We start from the raw sequence: 26,682 nt of genomic DNA on the forward strand, positions 1-26,682 counted from the left end.
CTGTGGTGGAATGAACAGTGACGAACGGATTTGCAGCATAGCTCTCACACTTTGCCCCGGTATAGGACATATCGGGGCAAAGCGTTTAATAGAGGGTATGGGCAGTGCTGCCGAAGTATTCAGTCGGCGGAAGGAGCTCCCCGAAATCATGCCCGGTGTGAATCCGGGGGTAGTGACGGCTCTTGATTGTCCCGCTGCCTTTCTGCGTGCCGAGCAGGAGATGGAGTTTGTAGAGAAGAATCGTCTTTCCTGCCTGACGTTGAAGGATGAGGCTTACCCTTCCCGCTTGCGCGAATGTGAGGATGCGCCGATTGTACTTTTCTTTAAAGGAAACACCGATTTCAACCGCCTGCATGTCATCGATATGGTAGGTACACGCCGTGCCACCGATTACGGCAAGCAATTCTGTGCCGACTTCCTGCGCGATTTGGCCGTTCTTTGTCCCGATGTGCTGGTAGTAAGCGGACTGGCTTACGGGATAGATATCCATGCCCATCGGGCCGCTTTGGCAAATCATCTCCCTACCGTTGCTGTCCTTGCTCACGGACTGGACCGCATCTATCCGTATGTCCACCGGAAAACAGCCATCGACATGCTGGCACAAGGCGGACTGCTGACCGAATTCCTTACCGGGACGAATCCGGACAAGCATAATTTCGTCAGCCGCAACCGTATTGTGGCGGGTATGAGTGATGCTACCATTGTGGTGGAGTCTGCCGCAAAGGGAGGTTCCCTTATCACTGCAGAGTTGGCGGAGGGATACCATCGTGACTGTTTTGCCGTTCCGGGACGTGTTACGGACGAATCTTCCATCGGTTGCAACCGGTTGATACGCGACAACAAGGCCGCCCTTATCCAGAGTGCGGAAGAGTTTGTGCAGATTATGGGCTGGGCCGTAGCGGAGCAGCCTGCCCGGACAGAAGGTATCCAGCGTAATCTCTTCCCGGAACTGACGGAAGAGGAGGAGCTCGTTGTGCGTATTCTTATGCGGCAGGGAGACCTCCATATCAATGCGATGGTGGTGGAAGCGGACATACCCGTCAACCGGATGAGTGCCTTGCTTTTTGAATTGGAGATGAAGGGAGTGGTCAAGGCAATGGTGGGTGGTGTCTATCACTTGCTGACTTGAGCGCGGCAGGTCTCTTGCCTTATATGGACGGTTTCCCGTATTTCATGATGAACTTTTCCGGGTGGTCTGTCGCTATGATGTCTACCCCCAGGTCGACTGCCTTCTGGTTCTCTTCCGTCTTGTCGTCCAGCCCCAGGACAAGTGCCAGTACCTGCAGGTTGTGCTCACGGCATTTCTTTACGAATTGCGGGGTAAGGGAGTCAATCCAGACGACAGCGATGTCGGGATGCAGTTCCTTTACGACATGCTCTATGTCCTTTTCACTTTTGATGTAGGCTTGCAGGGTTCTTACCTCGGGTGCCATCTTTCTGAAGCATTTGGCATGATACTCCTTGCTGAAGGTGAAGTTGCAGTTTTCCAGCATGCCTTCGTCCTTTATCAAGTTCAGTAATTGGTGCAGACCGCCGTTGCGGTAGTCGATGGTGATTCTTAAACCGTGCTCTTTGGCCTTGCGTAGCAGGTCGGTAAGGCGTAGTACCCGTTGTCCGGCAAATCGGGGCGCAAACCAAGAGCCGGCATCCAGTGTGTCGATGTCGGTGGACAGCCATTGGGAGATGGCGCCGGTACCGTTGGTGGTACGGTCGAGGGTGGAATCGTGCAGTACGTAGAAGACACTGTCCTTACTGATGCAGACATCGCATTCTATATTGCCTACACCGTATTTGATGCACGAATCTACGGATGCCATTGTGTTTTCGGGAGCGATGGTGGCGGCACCACGGTGTGCGCTGGTCAGGGGTATCTTGGTGGTGGCGGCAGGCCGTTGGGAACATCCTGCGGTAAGTAGGATTATGGAAAGCAATGCGAGTACCGGTTTTTTCATAATGGGCTCAAGTGGTGATGTTTTCTTCTTTAACAGTTATAAAAGCCATCGAAGATAGCTATTTTTTGTCATTCGGAGAAACGTATGGGCATAAAAAAAGGAGTACCGCTGTACTCCAACCTTTGTTAACCTTAAATCTAATACTATGAAAAAAATCACATTACAAATGTAAGGTTCCCGTTGTTATCTTCCAAATTTCAGAATGTTCCTGCTACTTCTTTTGTATTTCTTTCACTGAATTTTACTGTTTTCGCACACGGATTGACTTTTTGAGAGAGAAGAATCTATTCACAGCGTCCCGGATAAGGCAGAAGTTGCAAATCTGTTTCAATCGTTTCACAGAACCTTTCAGCCTTTGAAAAGAGTGATGGAAAGTGATTTTTATTCGGTAATTATCTTCTACTTTTGTTTGTATACAACACGAAATTATGGGAAAACGCATTTTTATATATGTCCTTTGGCTACTCCTTTTTTGTATGATGTCGGGGCAGGTAATAGGGCAGAATAAGTCGGCAGAATCCCATAGCCATACTTGTAAAACGGTGCTGGCGTTAAAAAATAATTTGCTTTACGACCTGGCCTTGGCTCCGAACATAGAAGTGGAGCTGCCATTGGGAAAGAGGTGGTCTTTGAATGTTGAGTACAAATGCCCTTGGTGGTCTGACAGCGGATGTAATTTTTGCTATCAGCTCCTTTCGGGAGGGACAGAGGCGCGTTACTGGTTGGGAAACCGCCATACGCGCGGAAGATTGTCCGGACACTTCCTGGGAGCATATGCCGAAGGAGGTACCTATGATTTTCAGTTGAAAAAGGAGAAGGGATACCGGGGGAAGTATTACGCAGCTGCAGGAATAACTTATGGATACGTGCGTCCACTGGCTCGGCATCTGGCGATTGAATTCAGTGTGGGCATTGGATACTTGGATACGGAGTACAGGAAATATACTTCTTATGGAAATGACTTGGTTTGGGTCAGCTGTGGAAAGTATCACTTTATCGGGCCGACAAAAGCAAAAGTTTCTTTGGTGTGGTTTCTAACGTCGGGGAGATGAGTGGTATGAAAGATGCACGGCATATGATTCTCTGGCTGTTCTTCGGGCTGTTGCCAATGCTGGGAAGCTGTGACTTCCGCGATATGCTGGATGATTATCCCGTTAGCGGAGTACAGATTAAACTGGATTGGAAAGGGGTGACGGATAAGCTGCCGCAGACCATGCGGATTATCTTCTATCCGAAAGATACTCAGGGGAGAAAGGTTGAAAGTTATCTGCCTGCCGGAGGGGGTGAGGTGAAGGTACCGCCGGGGAAGTATGCGGTGGTGGCCTATAACTTCAATACGGAGAGTATACAGATACGGGGCGACGAGAGTTATGAGACGATTGAGGCTTTTACGGGACACTGTACGGGGCTGGATGTACACGAAGATATGGTTTGGTCGCCCGACCCTTTGTATGTGGTGGCTTTGGACGAGGTGGAAATAAGGCAGAGTGATGTGGCGCTTCCGTTGAACTGGAAGCCGGAAGCGGTAGTGGACCATTATTCCTTTGATATAAAGGTGGAAGGATGGGATAGAATATCGAGCATCATCTGCCATGTGGACGGCTTGAACGGAAGTTACTTTATAGGCAACCGTGCTTGCCATTTGAGCGAGGTACCTATATGTGTGGATACAAAGCGTGAAAACGGGCTTTTATGGGGGTATTTCTCCAGTTTTGTATTACTGAAAGATACCAAGACCCGTGCGGATAGTCCTATGTTGCTGACACTGAAGATTGTGAAACGAGATAAAACGGTTCAAGAGGTGAAGGTGGATATCACGGAAGTGATTGAAACAGCTCCTCCCTCAGGAGGAGGCGAAGAAGAACCTGATGTGGGCGTTCCTGGGTCGGAAATCCATATCGAGGTTCCCGTACCGGAGGACAAGGTTGTGGTGGATGATTTGGAACCGGGAACCGATGAAGGAGATGGAGGGATTGGTGGCGATGTGGATGATTGGGATGATGAGACGGATGTGGAGCTACCGGTGAATTGATAGCAAACAGACAAATAAATATATTAACTTTAATAACAGACAATTATGAAGAAGGTTTTATTTTTGGCTTTGGCTGCAGCAGCAGTAATGAGTTGCTCGGAAAGTGAGGAGATAGAGAATGCCGGACAAAAGGCGGAGATTAAATTGGGAACAGTAGTGGGTAACACTACGAGAGCCACAGTGACTGATTTGCCGGAATTGCAGAAGGTAGGGTTCACTGTGTATGCTTATAATACGGGAGCGACAGCAATGGCCTCCGTTGCGACTTTTGATGCGATGAAGGAATTCATGACAGATGTTAAAGTAACCTATAGTGCTCCCGACTGGAGTTTGACTGGGGGAACATATTATTGGCCAATGACGGATAACTTGCAGTTCTTTGCTTACGGGAATCCGGGTACCGGAGCCTTGACGTACAATCAACCGGCTGCTGGTGCTATATATCCTTCCATTACTTATACGGTAGCAGATGTAGCTGCCCAAACGGACTTGGTAGCCGCGAAAGTGACGGATGCAACCAAGGCATCAAATGCCAGTGGGGTATCTTTGAAATTCGGCCATATACTGACCCAAATAAATTTCACTGTCAAGGCAGCCGACGCTTTGACTTATAAACTGAAAACACTTACAATATCCGGCGTGCACAATAAGGGAACTTATGGTTTTGATGATTCAACATGGAAGTCACAGGAAGGAACAGCCACTTATGCGCATACGATTGCCGGCAGTGCATTGGAAGTGAATACAACGGGTGTGGAAATGAATGCAGCCTGGATGTTGATGCCCCAGACGTTGGATACGAATGCCAAAATCAATGTTGTCTATGACATCTATGAGAAAGACGTTCTTCTTGATACTGTAACTTCCGCCATTGACTTGAATGATACACAAGCCTGGGGTGAAGGCAAAAAGATACGTTATACGCTGACGCTGGCCAATAAGGCGGCAAAAGTAACCTTTGTACCTGAAGTTGGTCCATGGAGTACGGCTGATGATACGAACGTGGAAAAATAAAACGGCACTGTCCGCAATAAAAAACTGAATTACTTCTATTTTATTCATTCCCCGAAACTTCTTTATGAAAGTTTTCGGGGAATGTTTCTTTTATGAGTATTATTTATCTATTTTTGTCACTGCAACAAACAAACAAATCTACTTGCCGATGCCCAACTCTTCTGCTTGCAGAGGTAAAAAACAATGCGCTCAATGTCCCAAGGCTGTGGACAATGCAATAATATATGCTTCCCACCTCAGAGGATTCCATCTGCCGGCGCGAAAGTGTGAGGAAAATATTATAATTTTCCTGCTGAAAGGAGAAGTGCTTGTCAACAGTAAGGAGTATGCGGGAACTGTGTTGCATGCAGGTGAGTTCATCCTTCAAGCTATTGGTTCCAAGTACGAAATACTTGCCATGACGGATGTGGAATGCGTTTGTTACCGGTTCAGTAAGCCTGAATTCTTCTGTGAGGACCGGTATAACCATATTATGAAAGAGGTTACCCCTCCATTGATATTCTATCCTTTGACCATTACTCCCGAGTTGCAGCTCTTTCTGGAAAGTTCCAAGGCCTATTTGTCCGAGGAGAAGATTTGCCGGGAAATGCTTTGTTTCAAACGGAAAGAACTTGCTTTCATTCTTGGAAATTACTACTCCGACTATGAGCTTTCCATGCTGATACATCCTCTTGCCCAGTATACTAATTCCTTCCACTACTTTGTCTTGCAGAATCATGCCAAAGTCAAGACGGTAGAGGAACTTGCCCAGTTGGGAGGATATACAGTAGCTACTTTCCGGCGTATATTCAATTCTGTTTTTCATCAACCGGTGTACGAGTGGATGATGGAACGGAGGAAGGAAAGCGTGGTTTATGAACTTCGTTATACGGATGCTTCTATATCAGAGATTTGCTATAAATATGGCTTTGAATCGCTGCCTCATTTTTCCAATTTCTGCAAAAAGAATTTCGGGGCTTCTCCCCGTAGCTTGCGTGCCGGCAATTTATCTGAAGTAAACGGCATGTCATAAAAAAACTCCTCCGGCGGTTTCCCGGCAGAGGAGTCTCTTGTGATATTAATCAAATATAGTGAAAGCTGAGTGATAAATCTGAGCTTGCTCAGAAGGTTTATCCGAAGCGCATCCTATATTATTTGCAGAAAGACCGGATTAGTCTTTCAGTTTCGCAATGATAAAGTCGCGGTTCAGGCGGGCAATGTTGCTGATGGAAACATTCTTCGGGCATTCAGCTTCGCACGCACGAGTGTTTGTACAGTTACCGAAACCGAGTTCGTCCATCTTGCTCAACATAGCCTTGGCACGGCGCAATGCTTCCGGTTTGCCTTGGGGCAACAGGTTCAGCTGGCTCACCTTGGCAGAAACGAACAACATGGCAGAACCGTTCTTACAAGCAGCCACACAAGCACCACAACCAATACAGCTGGCAGCATCCATAGCCTCGTCAGCGATGGGCTTTGGAATCAGGATAGCGTTGGCATCCTGGGGAGCACCGGTACGTACGCTGACGTAGCCGCCTGCCTGCATAATCTTGTCGTAGGCCGTACGGTCGACCATCAAGTCCTTGATAACCGGGAAACCGGCAGAGCGCCACGGTTCAACAGTGATGGTATCGCCGTCGTTGAAACGACGCATATAAATCTGGCAAGTCGTAGCGCCGGTTGCAGGACCGTGGGGATGTCCGTTGATGTAGAGCGAACACATACCGCAGATACCTTCGCGGCAGTCGTGGTCGAATACAACCGGTTCTTTACCTTCAGAAATCAGCTGTTCGTTCAAGATATCCAGCATTTCGAGGAATGAAGTATCGCCCGGGATATCTTTCATTTGGTATGTTTCAAAAGCGCCTTTTGCTTTCGGACCCTTCTGGCGCCATACCTTGAGCGTAAATGATATATTTTTATCCATTTTCTTTAATTCTTTAAATGTTCAACTTCCCGATTAGCTCTTGTAGTTACGAGTCTGTACCTTGATTGCTTCGTAAACCAGCGGCTCTTTCAGCAATACCGGTTCCTTTTCGTCAGAACCCTGATATTCCCAGCAAGCCACGTAGAAGTAGTTTTCATCGTCACGCTTGGCTTCGCCTTCTTCAGTCTGATATTCTTCACGGAAGTGACCGCCGCAGCTTTCGTTACGGTTCAGTGCATCGTAAGCAACCAGCTCGCCCATAGTGATGAAGTCGTACAGACGGATAGCCTTGTCGAGTTCTACATTCATACCTTCCTTGTCGCCCGGGATGAACAGTTCTTTCTCGAACTCCTTGCGGACTTCTTTCAGCTTCTTCAGACCTTCCTTCAAGCCTTCGGCCGTACGTCCCATACCTACATATTCCCACATAATGTGGCCCAGTTCCTTGTGGATAGAGTCTACAGACTTCTTACCCTTGATGTTCATCATCCAGTCAATCTTCTCCTGAACGGCCTTTTCTGCAGCTGCAAATTCGGGCAGGTCGGTAGAGAAACGGGGAACTGTAATCTGGTCGGCCAGATAGTTCTGGATAGTGTAAGGCAATACGAAGTAACCATCGGCCAGACCTTGCATCAGGGCGGAAGCACCGAGGCGGTTTGCACCGTGGTCGGAGAAGTTACATTCACCGATGGCGAACAGTCCCTTGATGGAGGTCATCAGTTCGTAGTCAACCCAGATACCACCCATGGTATAGTGGATAGCCGGATAAATCATCATCGGGTTTTCGTATGGGCTGACATCAGTGATTTCTTCATACATATCGAAGAGGTTGCCGTAACGTTGTGCAACGACATCTTTACCCAGACGGTTGATAGCTTCGGAGAAGTCAAGGAATACGGCAAGACCGGTGTTGTTCACGCCGAAGCCCTTGTCGCAGCGTTCTTTGGCAGCGCGGCTGGCAACGTCACGCGGAACGAGGTTACCGAATGCCGGATAACGGCGTTCCAGGTAGTAGTCGCGGTCTTCCTCGGGAATATCTTTTCCTTGCAGTGTACCTTCCTGCAGTTTCTTGGCATCTTCCAGCTTCTTCGGAACCCAGATACGACCATCGTTACGCAGAGATTCGGACATCAAAGTCAGCTTAGACTGCTTGTCACCGTGAACCGGGATACAAGTGGGGTGAATCTGTACGTAAGCAGGGTTGGCAAACCAGGCACCTTTACGGTAGCAAGCCATTGCTGCAGAGCAGTTACATGCCATTGCATTGGTAGAAAGGAAGTAGGCATTGCCGTAACCACCGGTAGCGATTACCACAGCGTGGGCGGCAAAACGTTCCAATTTACCGGTAACGAGGTTCTTTGCAATGATACCGCGGGCACGTCCGTCAATGAGGACAACGTCTTCCATTTCGTAGCGGGTATACAGTTTCACAGTGCCTACGTTCACCTGGCGGCTCAATGCAGAGTATGCACCCAGCAACAGCTGCTGTCCGGTCTGACCCTTGGCATAGAAAGTACGGGATACCTGAGCACCACCGAAAGAACGGTTGTCCAGTGTACCGCCGTATTCGCGGGCGAAAGGAACACCTTGTGCAACGCATTGGTCGATAATATTGTTGGATACTTCAGCCAGACGGTAAACGTTGGCTTCGCGGGCACGGTAGTCGCCACCCTTTACTGTATCGTAGAACAGACGGTATACAGAGTCACCGTCGTTTTGGTAATTCTTAGCAGCATTGATACCACCTTGTGCAGCGATGGAGTGTGCACGGCGCGGAGAGTCCTGGATGCAGAAGTTGAATACTCTGAAACCCATTTCGCCCAGAGAGGCGGCAGCACTGGCACCGGCAAGTCCGGTTCCTACTACGATGATGTCCAGACGACGTTTGTTGGCAGGGTTTACTAATTTTTGGTGAGCCTTATAATTGGTCCATTTCTCAGCCACCGGTCCTTCCGGTATTTTAGAATCTATCTTAGTCATAATGCAATTTACAATTTAGTCATTTACAATTTGAATTTAGCAAGCGCCGCACAATGATTTTGCAAAGAATACGACAACTACCAGAGCGAAGCAGAGGACAACGATAGTAGAATAGATGTTGGAGATACATTTCCAACGGTTAATCCATACTTTGTTGTTCCAGCCCAAAGACTGCATGGAGCTCCAGAAACCGTGAGTGAGGTGGAACCACAATGCGCCCAGCCAAACGAGGTAAAGCACTACGAATACCGGATTGCTGAAGGTGTTTTGAATGTGATAGACACCGTTGGCTGCATATGCCAGCGTGAGGGTGTCGGCATGCATGCCCATGTTGTGCATCAACTCGGGAAGCTGCATTTTAGCCCAGAAGTTTACCAGGTGCAGGCCCAAACCCACGATTACGATGATACCCAGTACGAGCATGTTCTGAGAAGCCCATTCCACAGTCTTGGGCTTTTCCGTAACGGCATAGCGTTCGCTACCACGTGCCTTACGGTTCTGCATAGTCAGCCAGAAAGCGTAGATGATGTGGATGATGAATAAGGCAGCCAGACCTACCGTAGCCACCAATGCGTACCAGTTTGCTCCCAGGAACTCACAAACCATGTTGTAGCCATTAGCCGAGACTAATGCAACCAGGTTCATCGCCATGTGAAATGTCAGAAACAGGACAAGGGCGATACCGGTAACGCTCATCACCACTTTCCTTCCTACAGATGAATTACTTAACCACATAAATGATTGAATTTAAGTTATTTAATAGTTTGAAAATTTGTTCTATCAGGATACTTCTGTAAATGTTTCGCAAAAATAGGAGAAATCCAGCGATAAAGCAAGCGATTAAAGAAATAATTCCGTAATCCGGCAGAATGCGAAGTTTACGGACAAGTAAAAGGTTTACTCGTCCTCCTGGTCTTTGCCTTGCTCTTTGCAGATAATGGAAATCTTTTCTCCGTTTGCCGAACGTTTTCTCAGGGCGCGGGGCGTGTCTCCGAAAGAGTCTTTGCAGAAGTGGGCAAAGTGGGATAGGGAATCAAAGCCATAGCGGGCGCTGATGACTGAAATGCGTTGTTTGGTGTATTGCAGGTCGTTCAGAATTCCTTCACGTTTCTTGTCCAGAATCCATTCATAGACCGGGACCCCATACATATTTTTAAACAGACGGCGGAATGTGGTGGTGGTATATCCACCGAGGTGGGCAAACTCTTCCACATTCTTCACCTTGTCGTAGTTCTGCATGACGAAATATTGGAAGCTTTCCGTATAAGTGCTGATGGGGTAGAAGAATGTACTGATTTGGTGTAGCGGATAGTAGCATGTCAATATGTATACCAATTCCTGGCATTTCATTTCAATGTATTTGCTGCACGCATAGGGTTGCTCGTTGAGGTAGCAGGCAAGGCTTTTCAGGAGCCCTTCGAGCATGGAAATCGCGGTAAGCGGGGTATAAGTCAAGGGGGCTTCCGAGCGTTTCAGTATCTCCTTGTAGCGCTCTTCGCAAATCAGAGGAAGCTCGGTGAACCAATAGACAATATATTCCACTTCGGTCAAAGCCAGGAGTTCTACTTTGGAGCCGATGGCTTGCAAGATGAGCTGGCGGCTTTGGAGAGTGGTGCCCGGATATTCGTCACTGTTTACAAGTAATTCACCTTTCAGCATAAATATCATGCAGTTCTGTGTGCACTTTTCAGCAGAGAAATGTTGTCCCTTGGGGTAGTGGCGGTAAACCAATACTCCTTCTGATTTTTGGGGACATACCATACAATCAATCTGTCGGTTGCAGCAAGTTTCCAGTCTCATGAAATGATTAGCGAATTATTATAAATGTGGCAACAAAGATAGAATTTTTTTGTGAAAACTCTATCTATTTGTCCTATCTTTGCGTCAAACTAATATAAAGGACTTATGAAAAAGGCTATTTTTTTTGTATATTTTATCTGCCTTGTTGTATCCGGTCTTTCGGCACAGAATTGGGATATTAACACTTTGCACCGGGTTAACAGTTGGGATGGCAAGTTTGTCCGTAACTATAATAAGATAATTTCACGTTCGGAGCCCTATGTTGCTGTCGGTGTTCCGGTGGCGATGGCGGTTGCCGCTTGGATAAAACATGATAAGGGTTTGCTGAAAGATGCGGTCTACGTAGGTACAAGTGTAGCGGGGGCTTTTGTTGTGACTTATGGAATGAAATATCTGGTGGACCGTGAGCGTCCTTATGATAAATATCCCGACAGAGTGCATGCATATAGCCATGAAGGCAGCCCGTCTTTTCCTTCTGGACATACGGCGACGGCTTTTGCCCTTGCCACCTCGCTCAGTGTAAAGTATCCTAAATGGTATGTGATAGCTCCGTCTGCCCTGTGGGCTTGTTCCGTGGGAGTTTCCCGTATGAACGAGGGAGTGCATTATCCGTCGGATGTGTTGGCGGGGGCTGCAATCGGTGCTGGATGTGCTGTGGTCAACATCTACGTCAACAAGTGGCTGAATAAGTGGCTGTTCGGAGAATGATTTTAGGCGCGAATTACGCGGAATACGCGGAGTTAGATAAACTAAATCCGCATAATCCGCGCCTAAGTTTGTTTCAAGTCGGCTATTGGATAATAGTGCTGTAGATGCCTTCGTTCAGCACTTTTAGAGCTTGCTGCACGCTCTGGTTCGTGCTGTTCATCACCTGGAAGTATTCGTTCATGTCCCATAGGTCACGGGCTATCAAGGCTTTAAGTTGTGTCTTGATGAGCGGTAGGGATTGGTTGTACTGTTTCTCGTCAAACTTGATTTTCTCTTTGTCGGCAAGCGTACGTATTTCGGCAAGGAAGTTATCGTCTATCTCGAACTTCTCGTTGAAGGCTTCGAATTTCTTGTATTTGTTCTGCAACTCCTTCCGGTGCTTCTCGATGTAGCCGGTAGTGGCTTTGATAACCACGCCTTTGGCTACGAGGTTGCGGTGATAGTCTGTGTACTGGGTAGTGTCGATGGGGACGAAGAAGTCGGGCATGATACCTCCACCTCCGTAAACGGTACGTCCCATACGCTTGGTCTGTGCTTTCAGGGAGTCGGCAAAATGGATACTGTCCGCATGAATCATTTCTCCATGATTGAAGCGGTCTATCAGTTCCTGGTTATACTTATCCTGACTGTTCTCGCCGGTTAGGCGGCCGTCGAGGTTGGCGGTGCTGTCGTAAGGCTTCTGGATACAACGGCCCGAAGGAGTATAGTAGCGGGCGATAGTGAGGCGAATCATGGAACCGTCCGGCAGGTCGATAGGACGCTGTACTAATCCCTTGCCGAAGGTGCGGCGTCCTACTACCACGCCTCTGTCCCAGTCCTGGATGGCTCCGGTCACGATTTCACTGGCAGAAGCGGAGTACTCGTCCACCAATATGATGAGACGGCCGTTCTTGAAGTTGCCCGTACCTTTGGCAAAGAAATCACTGCGGCGTGCGGCTCTTCCTTCGGTGTAGACGATGAGTTCTTTTTGCTTCAGAAATTCGTTGGCAAGGTCGATGGCGGCATTCAGATACCCTCCTCCATTTCCTTGCAGGTCGAGGATGAGGTCTTTCATTCCTTTCTTTTGCAGGCTTTTCAGGGCTTCTGCAAACTCTTCGGCGGTGGTTGCCCCGAAGCGGTTGATACGGATATAGCCGGTTTTGGGTTGTATCATGTAAGATGCGTCCAGGCTGAGGATGGGAATTTTGTCACGCTTCACGGTGAAGTACAGCTGGTCGTCCACGCCACGGCGCACGATGGTGAGTTTCACTTCCGAGTCTTTCGGTCCGCGCAGGCGGCTCATAATATCTTCCGTGCTCATTTTTACTCCGGCAATGGCGCTGTCATTGACGGCTACGATACGGTCGCCGGCAAGGATGCCCACCTTCTCGGAAGGTCCGTTGCTCACGGGTTGTATCACAAGCAGGGTATCTTCTATCATCTGAAACTGTACGCCGATGCCCTCGAAATTGCCTTGCAACGGCTCGTTCATCTTCTTCACTTCTTCGGCGTTGTTGTAGGTGGAGTGCGGGTCGAGTTGTGCCAGCATCTTGATGATGGCTTCTTCCACCAGCTTGTCTTCATCCACCTTGTCCACATAAAGGTTGGTGATGGCAAACTCTGCCATTTGCAGTTTGCGCAGGGCTTCATTGTTCGGCTTTTGCGCTTGCGCCGTCACCGCGCATATACATATTATAATAGTAAATAGTTTTTTCATCATTTCCATTTTAATCCCTAATCCTTTATCCTTAATCCCTAATCTCCATTCCCTCCGGTATGAACATGCTTATGTCCTTGCCGTATTGCAGCAGTTCGCGCACGGTGGTGGAACTGACGCAGGTAAGTTCCGGCTCGGTGAAGAGCAGGATGGTTTCTATGCCGGTCAGTTTGCGGTTGATGTCGGCAATGGTTTCCTCGTATTCGAAATCCTTCACGGTGCGTATGCCGCGTATTATCAGACTGGCATCTACCTGCCGGGCAAAGTCGATAGTCAGGCAGTCATAGGACTGCACAATGATGCGCGGCTCGTTCCGGTAGTAGTCTCGTATCATTTGTTCGCGCTTTTCCAAGGGGAAATACGTATTCTTATTTTCATTGATGCCGATGCCTATGACGATTTCGTCTATAAAAGTCAGTGCACGGCTCACTACCGAAGAGTGTCCGATAGTAAACGGGTCGAATGTTCCCGGAAAGATAGCTCTTCTCATGATGCCAAATCTTCTTCTATAACCAAGTTGTTGATAATAAAGTTTTGTCGTTCCATGGTATTCTTACCCATGTAGAATTCCAGCAGCTCTTTTACGAGGTCTGTCTTGCGCAGGGACACTTGTTCCAGACGCATATCCTTGCCGATAAAATGCTTGAACTCGTCGGGCGAGATTTCTCCCAGACCTTTGAATCGGGTGATTTCGGGGTTGGGACCCAGTTCTTCAATGGCTTTCACACGTTCCTCCTCTGTATAGCAATAACTTGTCTTCTTTTTGTTGCGCACGCGGAAGAGAGGGGTTTGCAGGATATATACATGCCCTTTCTTTATCAGGTCGGGGAAGAACTGCAGGAAGAAGGTGATGATGAGCAGGCGGATGTGCATGCCGTCCACATCGGCATCGGTAGCTACGATGACTTTGTTGTAGCGCAGTGTCTCTATGCCGTCTTCTATATTCAAGGCTGCTTGAAGCAAGTTGAATTCTTCGTTTTCATAAACTACTTTCTTGGTGAGTCCGTAGGAATTTAGCGGTTTACCACGCAGGCTGAATACTGCTTGGGTATTCACGTCGCGGCTCTTGGTGATGGAACCGCTGGCGGAGTCTCCCTCGGTAATGAAGATGCAGGATTCGGTTTCCTGGTCTTTGCCTTTACCGTCACTCAAGTGGTAGCGGCAGTCGCGCAGCTTGCGGTTGTGCAGGTTGGCTTTCTTGGCGCGTTCGCGTGCCAGCTTGGTGACGCCGGCAATGGCTTTGCGCTCTTTCTCGGAGTCTTGTATCTTTTGCAGCATCACTTCGGCCACAAGCGGGTTCTTGTGGAGGTAGTTGTCCACTTCCGTCTTGATGAAGTCTCCTACGTATTTGTTCACCGTGGGGCCGGCGGGCTTGTGTTCCTGCGGCGCGGCAGGCCACATGTTGTTGCTGCCCAGTTTCGTTTTGGTCTGGCTCTCGAACATGGGTTCCTCCACGTCGATGGCAATGGCGGCTACCAGTCCGTTGCGGATGTCGGCATATTCCTGGTTCTTGTTGTAGAACTCCTTGATGGTACGGGCAATGTGTTCCTTCAAGGCAGTCTGGTGTGTGCCGCCTTGGGTGGTGTGTTGCCCGTTGACAAAGGAGTAGTACTCTTCGCCGTATTGGTTGGTGTGTGTGAAGGCAATCTCGATGTCCTCTCCTTTCAGGTGGATGATGTCGTAAAGGCCTTCGCTGGTCATGTTGTCTTTCAGCAAGTCCTCCAGCCCGTGGCGGGAAACGATGCGCTGGCCGTTGTAAATGAAGGTGAGGCCCGTATTCAGGTAGGTGTAGTTGCGCAGCAGGGTTTCTACGAACTGGTTCTGGAAGGAATAGTTCAAGAAGAGTGTGGCGTCCGGTTCGAAGAAGATATAGGTTCCGCTTTCTTCTGTCGAGTCTTCGGTCACATCACTCAACAGCGTTCCTTTTTCAAAGATGGCGATACGTACCTTGCCGTCGCGGTAGCTGCGTACTTCGAAGCGGCTGCTCAGCGCATTGACTGCCTTGATACCTACGCCGTTCAGTCCGACACTTTTCTTGAAAGCCTTCGAGTCATATTTACCCCCGGTATTCAGTTTGCTGACCGCCTCTACCAGTTTGCCTTGCGGAATGCCTCGTCCATAGTCGCGTACGCTGACACGCAGACTGTCTTCTATAGTCACTTCTATACGCTTTCCGGCACCCATCTTGAACTCGTCGATGCTGTTGTCCATCACTTCTTTCAGCAACACATAGATACCGTCATCGTTCTGTGAGCCGTCGCCCAGACGGCCTATGTACATACCGGAACGGACACGGATATGCTCCATGTCGTCCAGGTGGCGGATGTTGTCGTCGGTATATTCCACGCTGGAAACGGGGCTCTCTGTGATATTGTTGTCTGCTTCTTCCAGCGGCAGAGTCATATTGTTGTTATCTTCCATAAGTACGTTATTCCTTCATATTGCGCATTGCGACAAAGGTAATGAGAAATTCGGGGGTTCGCAAAAAAATAATGTCTTTTATGGACTTCTGACAAGCTTATATTCTGGATTTAGAACTTATTTTATTCCTTTCACAAAGCATCTTCTCCGTTTATGCTGTTCCGTCTTGAAGTACTCCCACTGCGCTTGCACCTTGCCGTTCAGCTCCAGCTCCGGATTACTCTCGGCATACTCGAAACCAAGTTGCTGATAGACGGGGATAAGGTCGGAGAACAACAATGCATTTACCCCCTTGTTCTGATACTCTGGTTTCACGGCAACCAGCAGCAAATCGAGCATCTTGGGATATTTCTTCAAGAAGATGGTCTTGGCCAGGTGATACCAACCCATAGGAAGCAGGCGCCCGTGGGCTTTTTGCAACGCTTCGGCGAGTGACGGCATGGAAATGCCTACGGCAAGCAACTGGTCATCGGCATCGGTAATCAATGTCACCATGCGTAGGTCGAGGATGGGCAGGTACATCTTGACGTATTGGTCAATCTGCCGTTGGCTCAGTGCAGAATAGCCATAGAGTGGCTGATAGGCTTCGTTCATCAGTTCGAAGATGGCCTGACCGTAGTCTTGGGCAATCTTCTTGGCAGATGTGTATTTCTTTACCTTGAGGTTATACTTGCGCTGGATGAGGTCGGAGATGCGCTTGTGCTTGTCGGGTATGGCGTCGGGAATGTAGATTTTGTATTCCACCCAATCGGCATCCTTCTCAAAGCCCATGCGTTCCAGATGTTGCGGATAGTAGGGATAGTTATAAATGGTGGCCATGGTGCTGAGCTGGTCGAATCCTTCGATGAGCATACCTTCGGCATCGAAATCTGTGAATCCCAGCGGGCCTTGTATATGTGTCATTCCCCGTTCTTTTCCCCATTCTTCCACGGTGCGAATCAGGGCATCGGAGACTTCCGCATCATCGATGAAGTCTATCCAGCCGAAGCGGACTTCCTTTTTGTTCCAGGTTTGGTTTGCCTTGTGGTTGATGATGGCAGCTACACGTCCTACGATTTTACCTTCCCGATAAGCCAGGAAATAGTCGGCTTCACAAAATTCGAATGCAGCGTTTTTCTTCTTGTTGAAGGTGTTGAGCATGTCATCGAAAAGGTCGGGGACGGAATAAGGGTTGTTTTTGTATAGCAGGTAGTTGAAACGGATAAAGCGCTCCAGTTCCCGTCTTGTGGTTACTTTCTTGATTGTAATTGCCATAGTTGTTCAATATTGAGACCACAAAGGTAATGCAAACTGAGAGCAGAACAAAATAAGCTTGCTTATTTTTTATGCCGAGGTACAGCTTGCCTTATTTAAAAATACGTGATAATCTTTAAAATACCGCGTAGGGTGTTTGTAAATTTGCTGTTAGAGGTTGTATATCAGTACCGCTGTGTAGGCAATGTAGCAGAGAATCAGAATGCTTCCTTCCACCCGGGTGATGATGCGTTTCCCGAAAAAGATACCGAACAGCCAAAGCAGGATGCTGGACCCTACGAGTACCCACAAATCGAAATTGGTGATGCCCGTCAGACGCAGTGGAGTGATGGAGGCCGAACAACCCAGTACGAAGAATATATTGAAGAGATTACTTCCGATGACGTTTCCGATGGCTATTTCGGGGTTTTTCTTCAAGGCGGCTACGATGGAGGTGGCGAGTTCGGGCAGTGAAGTGCCGCCTGCTACGAGCGTCAGCCCGATGATGGATTCGCTGACACCCAATCCGCGGGCTATGCCGCTGGCACCGTCTACAAAGAAATTACCTCCGATGATGAGGCCGGCAAGTCCGCCGAGAATGTATAGGGCGGACTTCCACGCGGGTAACAGCCTGATTTCGTCTTCTTCCTGTAAGTACTCCTTTTCCGGTTCCTTCATACTTCCATCCCTTTTTGCAATGGCAAAAGTATAACTCAGAAAAATGGTAAAGAAGCATAGCAGCAATAGGCCGTCGGTGATGCTGAGTATGTTCTCCCCACTGCTGTCCAGTAAGACGTCGTTGGCACAAATCAGCAGGGCGAAGGATGAAAGGATGCAAAGGGGTATTTCGCGTTTCAGTGTGTTACGGGTAATGGCTATCGGGGCAAAAAGGGCCGTACAACCCACAATCATCAGGGTATTGAACGTATTGCTTCCCACCACATTGCCAATGGCAATGTCTGCACTGCCTTTTAGGGCAGAGGATATGCTGACGGTGAGTTCCGGTGCGGAAGTGCCGAAGGCAACAATGGTGAGCCCGATGACGATGGACGGTATGTGGAAACGTTTGGCAACGGATGCGGCACCGTCTGTCAAGCCATTGGCACCCAGAAGAATGAGGAGCAGTCCTCCGACAAGAAACAATATATCCATAGGTATGTCAATTTTGAGTACAAAGATAATGCAAACCGGATACAGAACTTTCATGTTTGCATGAAAAAGTTATGTTGATTAGGATAGGAAGTTAAAAACATTCCGTATGTTTGAAGCATTTATTGGGTATATTTGCATAATTAAAGAATCAAATCAAGAAGTTTATATATGAAGGTTATCCGTGCTTTCTGTCTTTGTTGGCTGTTGATGCTGGCAGACGGAGTGTCAGCTCAGTTGGTAGATAAAGTGCTCAGTGTTTTAGGTGAGGATAGTGTGGGGAGTGTCACAGTGGCAAGGACTGACTCCGATTCGATTCAGTTGTCGCTTGTCCGGCAGGAGTTGGAAACAGCCCGGCTGAATGAGGCGAACCTGCGGATGGAAATGGAGCAGATGAAGTTGGCGGGCTATGCGGCCGATTCGGTGAAGCTGGCATTGCAGAAACAACGCATTGATTCGTTGCGGACGGTGACACCGGGTATTCCGGTGGTGGTGGAGAAGGACACTTTGTTCTATCTGTATGCCAAGCGTGGAGGGCATACGCCCCAACAGCGGGCCAAAGATGTAAGCAACGTCATCGAAGCATTGGGTACGCGTTTCAATCTGCGTCCGGACTCTGTTTATTTAGAGAGTACGGATATTGTTACAGACTTGATGTATGGCGAAAAGGTCATCATTTCCTTTACCGATCAGGATGCTTTGTGGGAAAACTGTACCCGCGACCAGCTGGCCGCCAGCAAGAGGCATGTCGTGGTGGACAAACTGAAAGCCATGCAGAAGGAGCATAGCTTGTGGCAGTTGGGTAAGCGTATCTTGTACTTTATCCTGGTGCTTATGGGACAGTTCTTCTTGTTCAAGTTTACCAACTGGCTGTTCAGAAAACTCAAACTACGCATTCAGAAGCTGAAGGATACCAAGCTGAAACCGATTTCCATTCAGGATTATGAATTGTTGGACACGCAGAAGCAGGTCAACCTGCTGGTGTTTGTTGCCAACCTGGTGCGCTATGTGGTCATGTTGTTGCAGTTGCTGCTGACGGTTCCACTGTTATTCTCCATTTTCCCTCAGACCAAGAGTTTGGCTTATACATTATTCTCCTACATCTGGAATCCTATAAAGGTTATTCTGAATGGAATAACCGACTATATACCCAATCTGTTCACAATCTTTGTGATATGCTATGCGGTGAAGTATCTGGTCAGACTGGTGCGTTATCTTGCCAATGAGGTGCAGGCTGAACGGCTGAAGATAAACGGCTTCTATCCGGATTGGGCCATTCCTACCTATCATATTGTGCGCTTCTTGCTTTATGCGTTTATGATTGCCATGATTTACCCTTATCTGCCGGGTTCCAAGTCGGGAGTCTTCCAGGGAATCTCCGTGTTTGTCGGCTTGATTGTTTCGCTCGGTTCCAGTACGGTTATCGGCAATATCATTGCAGGACTGGTCATAACCTACATGCGGCCTTTCAAGCTGGGTGACCGCATCAAGCTGAACGATACTACGGGCAACATCATTGAGAAAACACCGCTCGTCACCCGCATCCGTACTCCGAAGAATGAGGTGGTGACCATTCCGAACTCTTTCATCATGTCTTCCCATACGGTCAATTACAGCCAGTCTGCCCGTGAGTATGGATTGATTATCCATTCGGAGGTCAGTATTGGCTACGATGTTCCGTGGCGGAAGACACATCAGCTGTTGATAGAGGCTGCATTGAATACTCCTGGAGTGATAGATGATCCCCGTCCGTTTGTATTGGAGACTTCCCTTCAGGATTATTATCCGGTTTATCAAGTGAATGCCTATATCAGGGATGCCAACAGCCTTAGCCAGATTTACTCTGATTTGCATCAGAATATCCAGGATGCCTTCAACGAAGCAGGCATCGAAATCATGTCTCCTCACTACATAGCTACGCGTGACGGCAGTGAGACGACCATACCCAAGGATGACTTACGGGAGAAAAAGCAGTAAGGGGGCCGGTTATCGTGCCAGTAAAATCTCTGCAAACGGTACGTAGAACATAAACATCCTCCATTCCTTTGTCTGGAAATCATAAGTTTCGATGAAGTCGCCTTCACGATAGCCTGCAAACTGCACGTAGAGTTTCCTTGTCTGCCCGTCCTTGGAGTAGTACATGGCAGCGGAGCGTACGGCGTTGGGGTAGGTGGCGAAAGGCTCTTTCAAGTTTCCGGCAGTAGTATCCCATAAGCAGAATTGCGTATCTCCACCATTGGCACGGGAAACGATATAGCCTCCTTTGCATTGCAGGCTGTTTGGGTTTTCGGGGGATGGTTCCATAATCCGGAAAGGTATCAAGGCTTCGGCTTTGATGGGGTCGTAGCAGTGCATCTTTTCTTTGGCGATGTCTATCACGACGGGCGAGAAGGTGCCGTCGCCGTTGTTGGCCGAGAGCAGCATGTGGACGTCGGCTATCACGCCCGGATAGCGTGAGAGGGATTCGGGCTTCAGTCCATCCGGTAATGGTATTTCGGGAGTATGTATCGGTGGCATATTCAACCGGGTATATACCGGATAAGAGATGCTACAGTAGGTGAGGAGCTTATCTCCGGCCATTTCCAGGGAAACAGTGTTGTTGAAGTCCGAGCAGATGGTAATTGCGTTACGTTCTACCGGGTTACACCAATAGTGCATGCAGAGGTCGTATCCGTCGATGAAACTACTGCCGTCTTTCTCCCGTATCCCGCAGAGGATGTTGGTGCCGGGGATGTTGGCGGCAAGGTGGAAATCTTCGTCGTCATGGAACTGGATTACTTCCGATATTTCTTGTGTTACCAGGTCGATACGGGTGATGCCGCGGGGAACGGTCGGTGTGTAAATGGCGTGGGAGTTGGTGATACCGTAGAGATATGGTTCTTCGGGGGATTGTCCGTCGGCTACCGAAATCTGGCCGAGAGGCTGAAGCTGTCCTGCCCGTTCCAGGAACATTTCTACCCGTGAGGCGGGCCAGTGTCCGGGGGCAAGGAAAGTAATGCTGTTGGTGGTTTGCTCCGTGGTAACGGCGCGTGTGTAGCGTGAATACCCTTCGGGAAAGAGAGGATTGTCGGCTATCGGCCAGTAGATGTCCAATATGATTTGGTCGCCGCTCTGCAAGCCGTCGGCTTTGACGGTCACGGCATCACCGGGATTGAAGGTCTTTCCGGCATCGGATATGGTGATATTGGTCACAAAAGCGGATTGTTTCTCTTTGTCGTCATCACTGCAAGCGGCAAGTAGCAGGCTGATTAGTAGCAGGAAGTGTATCTTCTTCATCATAGTTATGTATTGACAAATGCAAATATAGGGCTTTTTCTTGTATTCCTGCGGATAGGCTTTGTTTTTGTCGTATGAGATGGAAAAATCCTCCTACGAAACATGGTCTTTTGCTTCGTGGGAGGAAAGTGGTTGTTCGGCAGGGCTTCGGGGGAATGCGCCTGCTTGCGTGCCGGCTTGGATTATTTGCTGCGCGTCACCGTGTGCAATACATTCCCTTTCTTGTCAATCATGCGCAGTTCCAGTGTCTTTTTGCTGGCCGATACAATGGAGAAACCCGGTTCGGGGCTGCAGAATACGGTCCCTTCGATGGGCTTCACCTTGCGGGCGAGCGAACCGGCAGAATTGGTGATATAGTCGATGTCGCTGCCTGCCACGCGTACGTGCTGGAAGTTGTGGATGTGCCCGCAGATGTACATATCCACCTTGTGCTTGCGCAGGATGGGATCGAGACGTGCCTGCATATCCGCGCGTTCGCTCTCGTCCTTCGGGGTTTCGGCATAGATGGGATGGTGTCCGGCAACGATAACCCAGTCCTCTTTGGCGGCAGTCAGTACGGAATCTATCCAGGAAAGTTGTTGCTGGTAATCCTGCTTGCAGGCATCGGGATAGGTCTCGCTGTCGTTGCGGTATTTGTCAATCATCGGGGCGGTGTCTACCCAAAGGATGCGGATGGTAGCGCCGTTGTCCTCGAACGTCTTGGTATAATAACGGGCGGGCATGGTCCAGCGGCGGCTGATATTACTGTAGTCGAGCACAGCCTGCGTATTGCTGCGGTATTCGTGGTTGCCCAGCAGGGGGAACCAGTCTATCATCAGCTCCGGGTGGCTGTAAATAAGTTCGTAGTTGGTCATCCAAAGCGGGTCGTTCACGCTACGTACGCCTTCAAAGTGGTGTACATCGCCGGTGGCAAGAACGAATTCGGGGCCTACTTCTTCTGCCATTTGTCCCATCAGTTCGGCGATGGGCTTTTGGTCGTAGTAGCCGTTACGGCCGAGGTCGTTGGCTACGTAGAAGTTGAACTTCTTGTCGAAGATGGAGTAATCGGTGATTTGGGCAATGGCTGCGTTGCCGAGTAGGGCAATAAACAGTAAAAGGAATATTTTCTTCATTGTCATTATTAAATTGTTGAGTAGTTAATGTTGATAACTTGTTGAGATAGAATTCGCTGTTTAAAAATTAATCTTCACTCCCGCATTCACTTTCACGCCGTAGTATTCTGCCTGCATGGTACGGTCTTTTGTGCCCTGGTAGTAGCGTAGCGGCTGGTTCAGCAGGTTGTTGGCTTCGGCGTAGAAGGTAGTCTTGAACTTCTTTCCGAAGGTATAGCTGGCGTTTACGTCCATATAGTTCACCTTGTCGTAGTAGCGGTCGTAGAAGGTGCTTTCTCCCATTTCGTCGATGAAATCGGAAGCGAAGTTATAGCTCAGGCGCAGATTCAGACCGCCTTTCTCAAAGTATAGGGAAGCATTTGCGGTATGCTCCGGAGAGCCTGGCATGCTCAAGTCTTTCTCATTCTCGCGACCTTCGAAGTTGAAGTCTTCCACACGGGAGTGGGTGTAGGTGTACGTTCCGTAGAAACCTACACATTTCAGAGCGGGAGCAATGAAGCTGAAGTCGCGCTGGTAGGATAACTCTACCCCTACCAGGTTGGTGTTGCCCGCATTCTTGGGTTGGGTGAAGCGGGTGTAGGTGTTACCCTGGTATTCGTAGTTGGTGCTCACCTGGTCTACGATGAAGTCGTCTATCTTCTTGTAGAAGATGCCGGCGCTTATCAGACCGATGCTGCGGAAGTAGTAGTCGGCACTCAAGTCGAAGTTGTAGGAGACGGTAGGTTTCAGCTCCGGGTTTCCGATGGTGATTTCGTTGTCGGAACGTTTGATGTTCACACTGGGCACGAGGGCCGAGTATTTGGGGCGTGACAAGGTTTGGGTAAACGAACCGCGCACTTTGAAGTCATCGTTTACATTCCACTTTACGAGCAGCGACGGCAGGAAGTTGATGTAGCTGTTGCGCTGACGGTCGGTCTTGCTGGTGAGGTCTTCGTCGGCATCGTAGGTGCGTCCCGTATAGGCAAGGTTGGTGTTCTCTATGCGAAGTCCGGTCATCAGTTCCACGTCTTTTGTCAGTTTTTGGTCGAAGCGGAGGTAGCCGGAAGTCACGGTTTCGCGGGCGTTGAAGTTTCCGGCAAGTTCTTCCTGCACCTGCTCTTTCTCAAAGAGGGAAGCGTTGTTCAAGTCTAAAGAGCCGGTGTATTCCTTGCTGGCGTAGATACCTGCCTGATATTTGTTGTTGGGCATGAAGTTCTTGTTGGTCTGGTCCACTGTATTTGCCAGGCTGTTCGTCATGAAGGCATCCTCGTCCAGAGGAGAGTATTCGTAGAAGTCCACTTCTTTATCCTTGGTCTTGCGCACTACCTTTGCGCCGAACTTCAGCTTGTTGCCGTTCTTGAAGGGAAGTTTGAAGTTGGCGGAGAACTTCAGGTCCTGCTCCTTGATGTCTTCCTGCTGTTCCGTCAGCTCTTTCAGGCTGAATTCATCGTTCAATGTCATGGTAGAGCCTGTTTTGGGGCTGGCAAAGGGTTGGCGTTCGTCGCTCAGGTCCATGTCGAACTTCTGTTTCTTCAGTTGGAAGTCGATGTAGCGTTCGTTGGGACGTTCTTCGCTGGCTTTGGCATAGCTGGCGTGCCAGTCCATGGAGAGGGCGCCGAAGAGGTGTTCGCCGCCGAGGGCAAAGTCCATGGTGCGCTGGCGTTCCAGGCGGGCGTTACGGTTGTCCGGCGTACCGGCTTTGGTCTGTATGCGTACGGTGGCGTTGCCGTCGGGGTCAAGGTCTTTCAGCGTGGTACGGTAGCGGTTCTCCCAGTCGTTGCGGTTGTTGAAGATGCCTTTGAAGGTCAGTTTGTGGTTGGCATTGATGTCCCAGTCCAGTGCGGCGGAGTAGCTTTGGCGTTCGCGGGTGACGTAGTATTGGCGGATTTGGTAGTCGTTGACGTACGTCTTGCCGTTGTCATCCTGCTCCCATACAAATTCGGTGTCGTAGGAACCAGAAGGTGAGTTCTGATAGGAGGCCGATACAATCAAGCCGAGTTTGTCGTTGAAGAAGCGGTCGCCGTAGGTGAAGCCAAGGTTCAGTTGCGCCTTTTCGCTCACCCAGTTGTAGCCGGTTCCGGCGGTGGCGGCAATGGTACGCTTGTAGGGGGAGTTCTTGGTGACGAGGTTGATGCTGCCGCCGATGGCGTCGCCGTCCATATCGGCGGTTACTACCTTGTTCACTTCGATGGTCTGAATCATGTCTGCCGGAATGAGGTCGAGCTGTACGTTGCGCGTATCGCCTTCGGCAGAGGGAACGCGGTTGCCGTTGATGGTGACGGAGCTGAGGTCGGCACTCGTGCCCCGCACTTGCCCGAAGCGTGCCTCGCCTTGGTCGTACTGCACGTTGATGCCGGAGATGCGTTTAAGGGCGTCACCGATGTTGGAGTCGGGGAACTTGCCTACCTGGTCGGCAGAGACTACATTCGTAATCCCCATGTTGTTTTTCTGTGAGTTGATGGCACGGCGCTGTCCCTGGAAGGCGCCGCCTACCACCACTTCCTGCAACTCCACGCCTTCGTTCAGTACGACGTCTTTTTCCAGTGTACGGCCTGCGGGGATGGTGATTTTCAGTTCTACGGGAGAGTAGCCCACGTAGCTCACCTTTACTGTATAGGTTCCCGGGTCAAGGTTAGAGAAAGTGTAGAAGCCGTTGACGTCGCTCGTCACGCCAGTGTGTAGTTTCTCGATGTAGATGGATGCGCCCGGGAGAGTTTGTTTAGTGGCGTCGATGATGCGTCCACGTACAGTTCCTTGTTTCGTGACATTTGCTTTTTCGTCGGCAATGGCCGTATTGACGGTGGCGGTGAATAGGAGTAAGAATAAGAATGCTCTCAAAATCTGTTTCATACTTGTTATTATCTGTTAATAATCTGCCGCAAAAGTAGAGGGTTGCCGTTACGTGGAGATTGCGGAGCGTTGAAGAACAGATAACGATTCAGTTACAATGAGGTTACATAAATTCTTGGAGGTAGTACCCTTTCGGCGGTATCTCCCTTTGCCGTCATCTGGCAGATTGACGCTAAAGATGCACGAGATGTGCATCTCGGACTGTATGAGATGTACATCTCGAGCAACATGAGATGTACATCTCGTGCAGGGGAAGGTATAGGGGTTGGTGTCTTATCCCGTAGCCTGGCAGCGGATAAGTACCTTCTTCTCGTCTGCCAGAGTAGTGGCAAAGAGATAAGTGCCTCCCCCTTCGGCCAATTTCAGTCGTTTGCGCAGTTCGGCCACGGTGGCGGGGAAGTTGCGCACGGTGAGGTTCGCCTTTTTCTCGGCAGCCAGCATCTCTTTCACTTCTTTCTTGCCGAAGCCGCAGGAGGAGGTAATCTGGAACTTGCGGCCGGGGAAGTCCGGCAGGAAGTGGCCCGAGGTGTAGAGGTGGCTGTTGGGATGCAGTTTTTCCACCTTATACAATGAGGAGAGGCTGCGGAATGCACCGGCTTTCAGCACGGAGGCATTCGGTTCGTAGAGGTATGATTTCAGTTGAGGGGTGTAGGGGCATGCACGCTCCTTCTCCTGCCGGCGGGTGAAGACGAGGGCTTGGGGAGCCGGTACACCGGTGAAGTTGACGCAATGGATGGGGATGTCGTCTGCCGGCACTCCTTCGCCTTGTCCCAGCAAGAGCAGCAGTTCCTTGCATTCGTTGCCCACGGAGACGATGTGTGCCTCTCGTACATGCTTCAAATCGTTCAGGGCAAGGGTGAGGTCGAGCATGGGGGAGAGTTTTACCAGTACGTGTCTTGCCTTGCGCAGCAGCAGTTCTTCGAGGGCGGCTATATCGGGTTCGCAGTCGCCGATGGCTACGGTCTTTCCGCCGTGTCCGTCGCGGCGGGCAGGGTCTATGAATATACAGTCCACGGGTTCCATCTCTTGCAGATGGCGGACGCTGTCTGCGTGGCAGACGGAGATGTGGTTCAGGCCGAGGACAGGGAAGTTGTGCGCGGCTATCTGGCAGAGGGTTTCCTGGCGCTCGACGTAAGTGGCATGCCCGAAGCGGGAGGAGAGATAGGCGCAGTCGATGCCGAAACCTCCGGTGAGGTCGGTAAAGGTGCCGGCTGATGTGGGGGTACTGTTCTGCGCGGGATGTTCTTGTTCTGTATGTAGCAGGTTAGTTATAATCTCCGCTTTATACTGTGCCGTTGCTTGGGAGGAGCATTGTTCCAGAGAAAGGTGGGCGGGGTAGAGTATATGCTCGTTCTCGGCCCATGCGGGTATCTTCTCTTTGGCAATTTGCCAGCCGGAAATCTGTGTGATGGCGGCGGGCATGTCTACCGAAGGGTAGCGGCGTGCCTGCAAGGCAAGGCTGCGCACGTCGTCGCGGCGATGCTCGCGGATGAAGCGGAGGGTGTCTTGGGATAAAGGCATGGCTTGGCTTATTTATTCTGATGCAAAGTTATCTCAAAAAGGACAAAGTGGGG

At 49.6% G+C, this 26,682-nt stretch carries 20 protein-coding genes and 1 pseudogene; 7 read left to right on the top strand and 14 right to left on the bottom strand.

All coding sequences use genetic code 11. The features are described 5' to 3' along the window. Window positions 1-10 precede the first annotated feature (10 nt). Window positions 11-1,129 carry a DNA-processing protein DprA gene (gene dprA / locus DXD65_RS13815; RefSeq protein ID WP_005834286.1) on the top strand — a complete coding sequence of 373 codons (1,119 nt, stop codon included), beginning with the start codon at window positions 11-13 and terminating at the stop codon, window positions 1,127-1,129. A 19-nt stretch (window positions 1,130-1,148) separates the two neighbouring features. On the opposite strand, the gene DXD65_RS13820 is transcribed toward dprA, so the two are convergent. Beyond that, window positions 1,149-1,952, bottom strand: a complete 804-nt coding sequence (locus tag DXD65_RS13820; RefSeq protein WP_008662450.1) for a glycerophosphodiester phosphodiesterase — start codon at window positions 1,950-1,952, stop codon at window positions 1,149-1,151. Window positions 1,953-2,488: 536 nt separating this feature from the next. On the opposite strand from DXD65_RS13820, the pseudogene DXD65_RS13825 reads away from it, so the two are divergent. From DXD65_RS13825 to DXD65_RS13840, 4 genes and pseudogenes are all read left to right on the top strand, one after another. Beyond that, window positions 2,489-3,004, top strand: a pseudogene (locus tag DXD65_RS13825) (DUF3575 domain-containing protein); the annotation flags it as partial. Continuing rightward, entirely contained in the window at window positions 2,980-3,984 is a 1,005-nt protein-coding gene (locus tag DXD65_RS13830; RefSeq protein WP_373179682.1) for a DUF5119 domain-containing protein, read from the top strand. The pseudogene DXD65_RS13825 and the gene DXD65_RS13830, both read left to right, overlap by 25 nt. Window positions 3,985-4,029: 45 nt before the next feature. After that, on the top strand, window positions 4,030-4,998 hold the full coding sequence (locus tag DXD65_RS13835; protein ID WP_117887733.1) for a fimbrillin family protein: 969 nt from the start codon (window positions 4,030-4,032) through the stop codon (window positions 4,996-4,998). A 148-nt stretch (window positions 4,999-5,146) separates the two neighbouring features. Next, complete coding sequence (locus tag DXD65_RS13840) at window positions 5,147-6,010, top strand: helix-turn-helix transcriptional regulator (RefSeq protein WP_005834297.1); 864 nt, start codon at window positions 5,147-5,149, stop codon at window positions 6,008-6,010. A gap of 138 nt (window positions 6,011-6,148) precedes the next feature. Here the strand turns inward: DXD65_RS13840 and DXD65_RS13845 are convergent, their stop codons facing one another. The 4 genes from DXD65_RS13845 to DXD65_RS13860 all read right to left on the bottom strand — a co-directional run bounded on the left by DXD65_RS13845 (window position 6,149) and on the right by DXD65_RS13860 (window position 10,684). Further along, a complete protein-coding gene (locus DXD65_RS13845; protein ID WP_005830925.1) occupies window positions 6,149-6,904 on the bottom strand; it encodes a succinate dehydrogenase/fumarate reductase iron-sulfur subunit in 756 nt (251 codons plus the stop codon). A gap of 33 nt (window positions 6,905-6,937) precedes the next feature. Next, window positions 6,938-8,884 (bottom strand): fumarate reductase/succinate dehydrogenase flavoprotein subunit, encoded by a 1,947-nt coding sequence (locus tag DXD65_RS13850; RefSeq protein WP_005830924.1) that lies wholly within the window; start codon window positions 8,882-8,884, stop codon window positions 6,938-6,940. Window positions 8,885-8,920: 36 nt separating this feature from the next. Continuing rightward, window positions 8,921-9,619 (bottom strand): succinate dehydrogenase/fumarate reductase cytochrome b subunit, encoded by a 699-nt coding sequence (locus DXD65_RS13855; RefSeq protein ID WP_005830923.1) that lies wholly within the window; start codon window positions 9,617-9,619, stop codon window positions 8,921-8,923. A 162-nt stretch (window positions 9,620-9,781) separates the two neighbouring features. Further along, window positions 9,782-10,684 (bottom strand): helix-turn-helix domain-containing protein, encoded by a 903-nt coding sequence (locus DXD65_RS13860; protein WP_005834304.1) that lies wholly within the window; start codon window positions 10,682-10,684, stop codon window positions 9,782-9,784. A gap of 105 nt (window positions 10,685-10,789) precedes the next feature. On the opposite strand from DXD65_RS13860, the gene DXD65_RS13865 reads away from it, so the two are divergent. Then, complete coding sequence (locus DXD65_RS13865) at window positions 10,790-11,392, top strand: phosphatase PAP2 family protein (RefSeq protein WP_005830921.1); 603 nt, start codon at window positions 10,790-10,792, stop codon at window positions 11,390-11,392. A gap of 82 nt (window positions 11,393-11,474) precedes the next feature. Here DXD65_RS13865 and DXD65_RS13870 read toward each other — a convergent pair whose 3' ends face one another. The 5 genes from DXD65_RS13870 to DXD65_RS13890 form a co-directional block, all read right to left on the bottom strand. Continuing rightward, the gene (locus DXD65_RS13870; protein WP_034529349.1) at window positions 11,475-13,088 is read right to left on the bottom strand and encodes a S41 family peptidase; all 1,614 of its coding nucleotides are present in this window, start codon (window positions 13,086-13,088) and stop codon (window positions 11,475-11,477) included. Window positions 13,089-13,119: 31 nt separating this feature from the next. Beyond that, window positions 13,120-13,578, bottom strand: a complete 459-nt coding sequence (gene coaD, locus DXD65_RS13875) for a pantetheine-phosphate adenylyltransferase (protein WP_005830918.1) — start codon at window positions 13,576-13,578, stop codon at window positions 13,120-13,122. Further along, a complete protein-coding gene (locus DXD65_RS13880; protein WP_005834312.1) occupies window positions 13,575-15,509 on the bottom strand; it encodes a DNA topoisomerase IV subunit B in 1,935 nt (644 codons plus the stop codon). The genes coaD and DXD65_RS13880 overlap by 4 nt, the downstream gene beginning before the upstream one ends. A 117-nt stretch (window positions 15,510-15,626) precedes the next feature. Then, window positions 15,627-16,763, bottom strand: coding sequence for a hypothetical protein (locus DXD65_RS13885; RefSeq protein ID WP_005830912.1), 1,137 nt, complete (start codon window positions 16,761-16,763; stop codon window positions 15,627-15,629). A 150-nt stretch (window positions 16,764-16,913) separates the two neighbouring features. Continuing rightward, window positions 16,914-17,894, bottom strand: coding sequence for a calcium/sodium antiporter (locus tag DXD65_RS13890; RefSeq protein WP_117887742.1), 981 nt, complete (start codon window positions 17,892-17,894; stop codon window positions 16,914-16,916). A gap of 168 nt (window positions 17,895-18,062) precedes the next feature. Here DXD65_RS13890 and DXD65_RS13895 point away from each other — a divergent pair, with 168 nt between their 5' ends. After that, the gene (locus DXD65_RS13895; protein WP_117887734.1) at window positions 18,063-19,868 is read left to right on the top strand and encodes a mechanosensitive ion channel family protein; all 1,806 of its coding nucleotides are present in this window, start codon (window positions 18,063-18,065) and stop codon (window positions 19,866-19,868) included. Between the two features lie 9 nt (window positions 19,869-19,877). On the opposite strand, the gene DXD65_RS13900 is transcribed toward DXD65_RS13895, so the two are convergent. The 4 genes from DXD65_RS13900 to DXD65_RS13915 form a co-directional block, all read right to left on the bottom strand. Then, window positions 19,878-21,170 (bottom strand): WD40-like domain containing protein, encoded by a 1,293-nt coding sequence (locus DXD65_RS13900; protein ID WP_117887735.1) that lies wholly within the window; start codon window positions 21,168-21,170, stop codon window positions 19,878-19,880. Between the two features lie 179 nt (window positions 21,171-21,349). Next, window positions 21,350-22,279: a metallophosphoesterase gene (locus tag DXD65_RS13905; RefSeq protein WP_165859444.1), complete on the bottom strand. Its 930-nt coding sequence runs from the start codon at window positions 22,277-22,279 to the stop codon at window positions 21,350-21,352. A 60-nt stretch (window positions 22,280-22,339) separates the two neighbouring features. Further along, window positions 22,340-25,108, bottom strand: coding sequence for a TonB-dependent receptor (locus tag DXD65_RS13910; RefSeq protein ID WP_117887737.1), 2,769 nt, complete (start codon window positions 25,106-25,108; stop codon window positions 22,340-22,342). A gap of 273 nt (window positions 25,109-25,381) precedes the next feature. Continuing rightward, the gene (locus DXD65_RS13915; RefSeq protein WP_117887738.1) at window positions 25,382-26,629 is read right to left on the bottom strand and encodes a THUMP-like domain-containing protein; all 1,248 of its coding nucleotides are present in this window, start codon (window positions 26,627-26,629) and stop codon (window positions 25,382-25,384) included. Between the last annotated feature and the right edge of the window lie 53 nt (window positions 26,630-26,682).

Source organism: Bacteroides sp. 4_1_36 (assembly GCF_003466325.1).
GTDB lineage: Bacteria > Bacteroidota > Bacteroidia > Bacteroidales > Bacteroidaceae > Bacteroides > Bacteroides uniformis.

Excerpts from the sequence above, each read along its gene's own strand:
- dprA (WP_005834286.1), top strand. The coding sequence starts at position 11 with ATGAACAGTGACGAACGGATTTGCAGCATAGCTCTCACACTTTGCCCC.
- DXD65_RS13820 (WP_008662450.1), bottom strand. The coding sequence starts at position 1,952 with ATGAAAAAACCGGTACTCGCATTGCTTTCCATAATCCTACTTACCGCA.
- DXD65_RS13835 (WP_117887733.1), top strand. The coding sequence starts at position 4,030 with ATGAAGAAGGTTTTATTTTTGGCTTTGGCTGCAGCAGCAGTAATGAGT.
- DXD65_RS13840 (WP_005834297.1), top strand. The coding sequence starts at position 5,147 with ATGCCCAACTCTTCTGCTTGCAGAGGTAAAAAACAATGCGCTCAATGT.
- DXD65_RS13845 (WP_005830925.1), bottom strand. The coding sequence starts at position 6,904 with ATGGATAAAAATATATCATTTACGCTCAAGGTATGGCGCCAGAAGGGT.
- DXD65_RS13850 (WP_005830924.1), bottom strand. The coding sequence starts at position 8,884 with ATGACTAAGATAGATTCTAAAATACCGGAAGGACCGGTGGCTGAGAAA.
- DXD65_RS13855 (WP_005830923.1), bottom strand. The coding sequence starts at position 9,619 with ATGTGGTTAAGTAATTCATCTGTAGGAAGGAAAGTGGTGATGAGCGTT.
- DXD65_RS13860 (WP_005834304.1), bottom strand. The coding sequence starts at position 10,684 with ATGAGACTGGAAACTTGCTGCAACCGACAGATTGATTGTATGGTATGT.
- DXD65_RS13865 (WP_005830921.1), top strand. The coding sequence starts at position 10,790 with ATGAAAAAGGCTATTTTTTTTGTATATTTTATCTGCCTTGTTGTATCC.
- DXD65_RS13870 (WP_034529349.1), bottom strand. The coding sequence starts at position 13,088 with ATGAAAAAACTATTTACTATTATAATATGTATATGCGCGGTGACGGCG.
- coaD (WP_005830918.1), bottom strand. The coding sequence starts at position 13,578 with ATGAGAAGAGCTATCTTTCCGGGAACATTCGACCCGTTTACTATCGGA.
- DXD65_RS13880 (WP_005834312.1), bottom strand. The coding sequence starts at position 15,509 with ATGGAAGATAACAACAATATGACTCTGCCGCTGGAAGAAGCAGACAAC.
- DXD65_RS13885 (WP_005830912.1), bottom strand. The coding sequence starts at position 16,763 with ATGGCAATTACAATCAAGAAAGTAACCACAAGACGGGAACTGGAGCGC.
- DXD65_RS13890 (WP_117887742.1), bottom strand. The coding sequence starts at position 17,894 with ATGGATATATTGTTTCTTGTCGGAGGACTGCTCCTCATTCTTCTGGGT.
- DXD65_RS13895 (WP_117887734.1), top strand. The coding sequence starts at position 18,063 with ATGAAGGTTATCCGTGCTTTCTGTCTTTGTTGGCTGTTGATGCTGGCA.
- DXD65_RS13900 (WP_117887735.1), bottom strand. The coding sequence starts at position 21,170 with ATGATGAAGAAGATACACTTCCTGCTACTAATCAGCCTGCTACTTGCC.
- DXD65_RS13905 (WP_165859444.1), bottom strand. The coding sequence starts at position 22,279 with ATGAAGAAAATATTCCTTTTACTGTTTATTGCCCTACTCGGCAACGCA.
- DXD65_RS13910 (WP_117887737.1), bottom strand. The coding sequence starts at position 25,108 with ATGAAACAGATTTTGAGAGCATTCTTATTCTTACTCCTATTCACCGCC.
- DXD65_RS13915 (WP_117887738.1), bottom strand. The coding sequence starts at position 26,629 with ATGCCTTTATCCCAAGACACCCTCCGCTTCATCCGCGAGCATCGCCGC.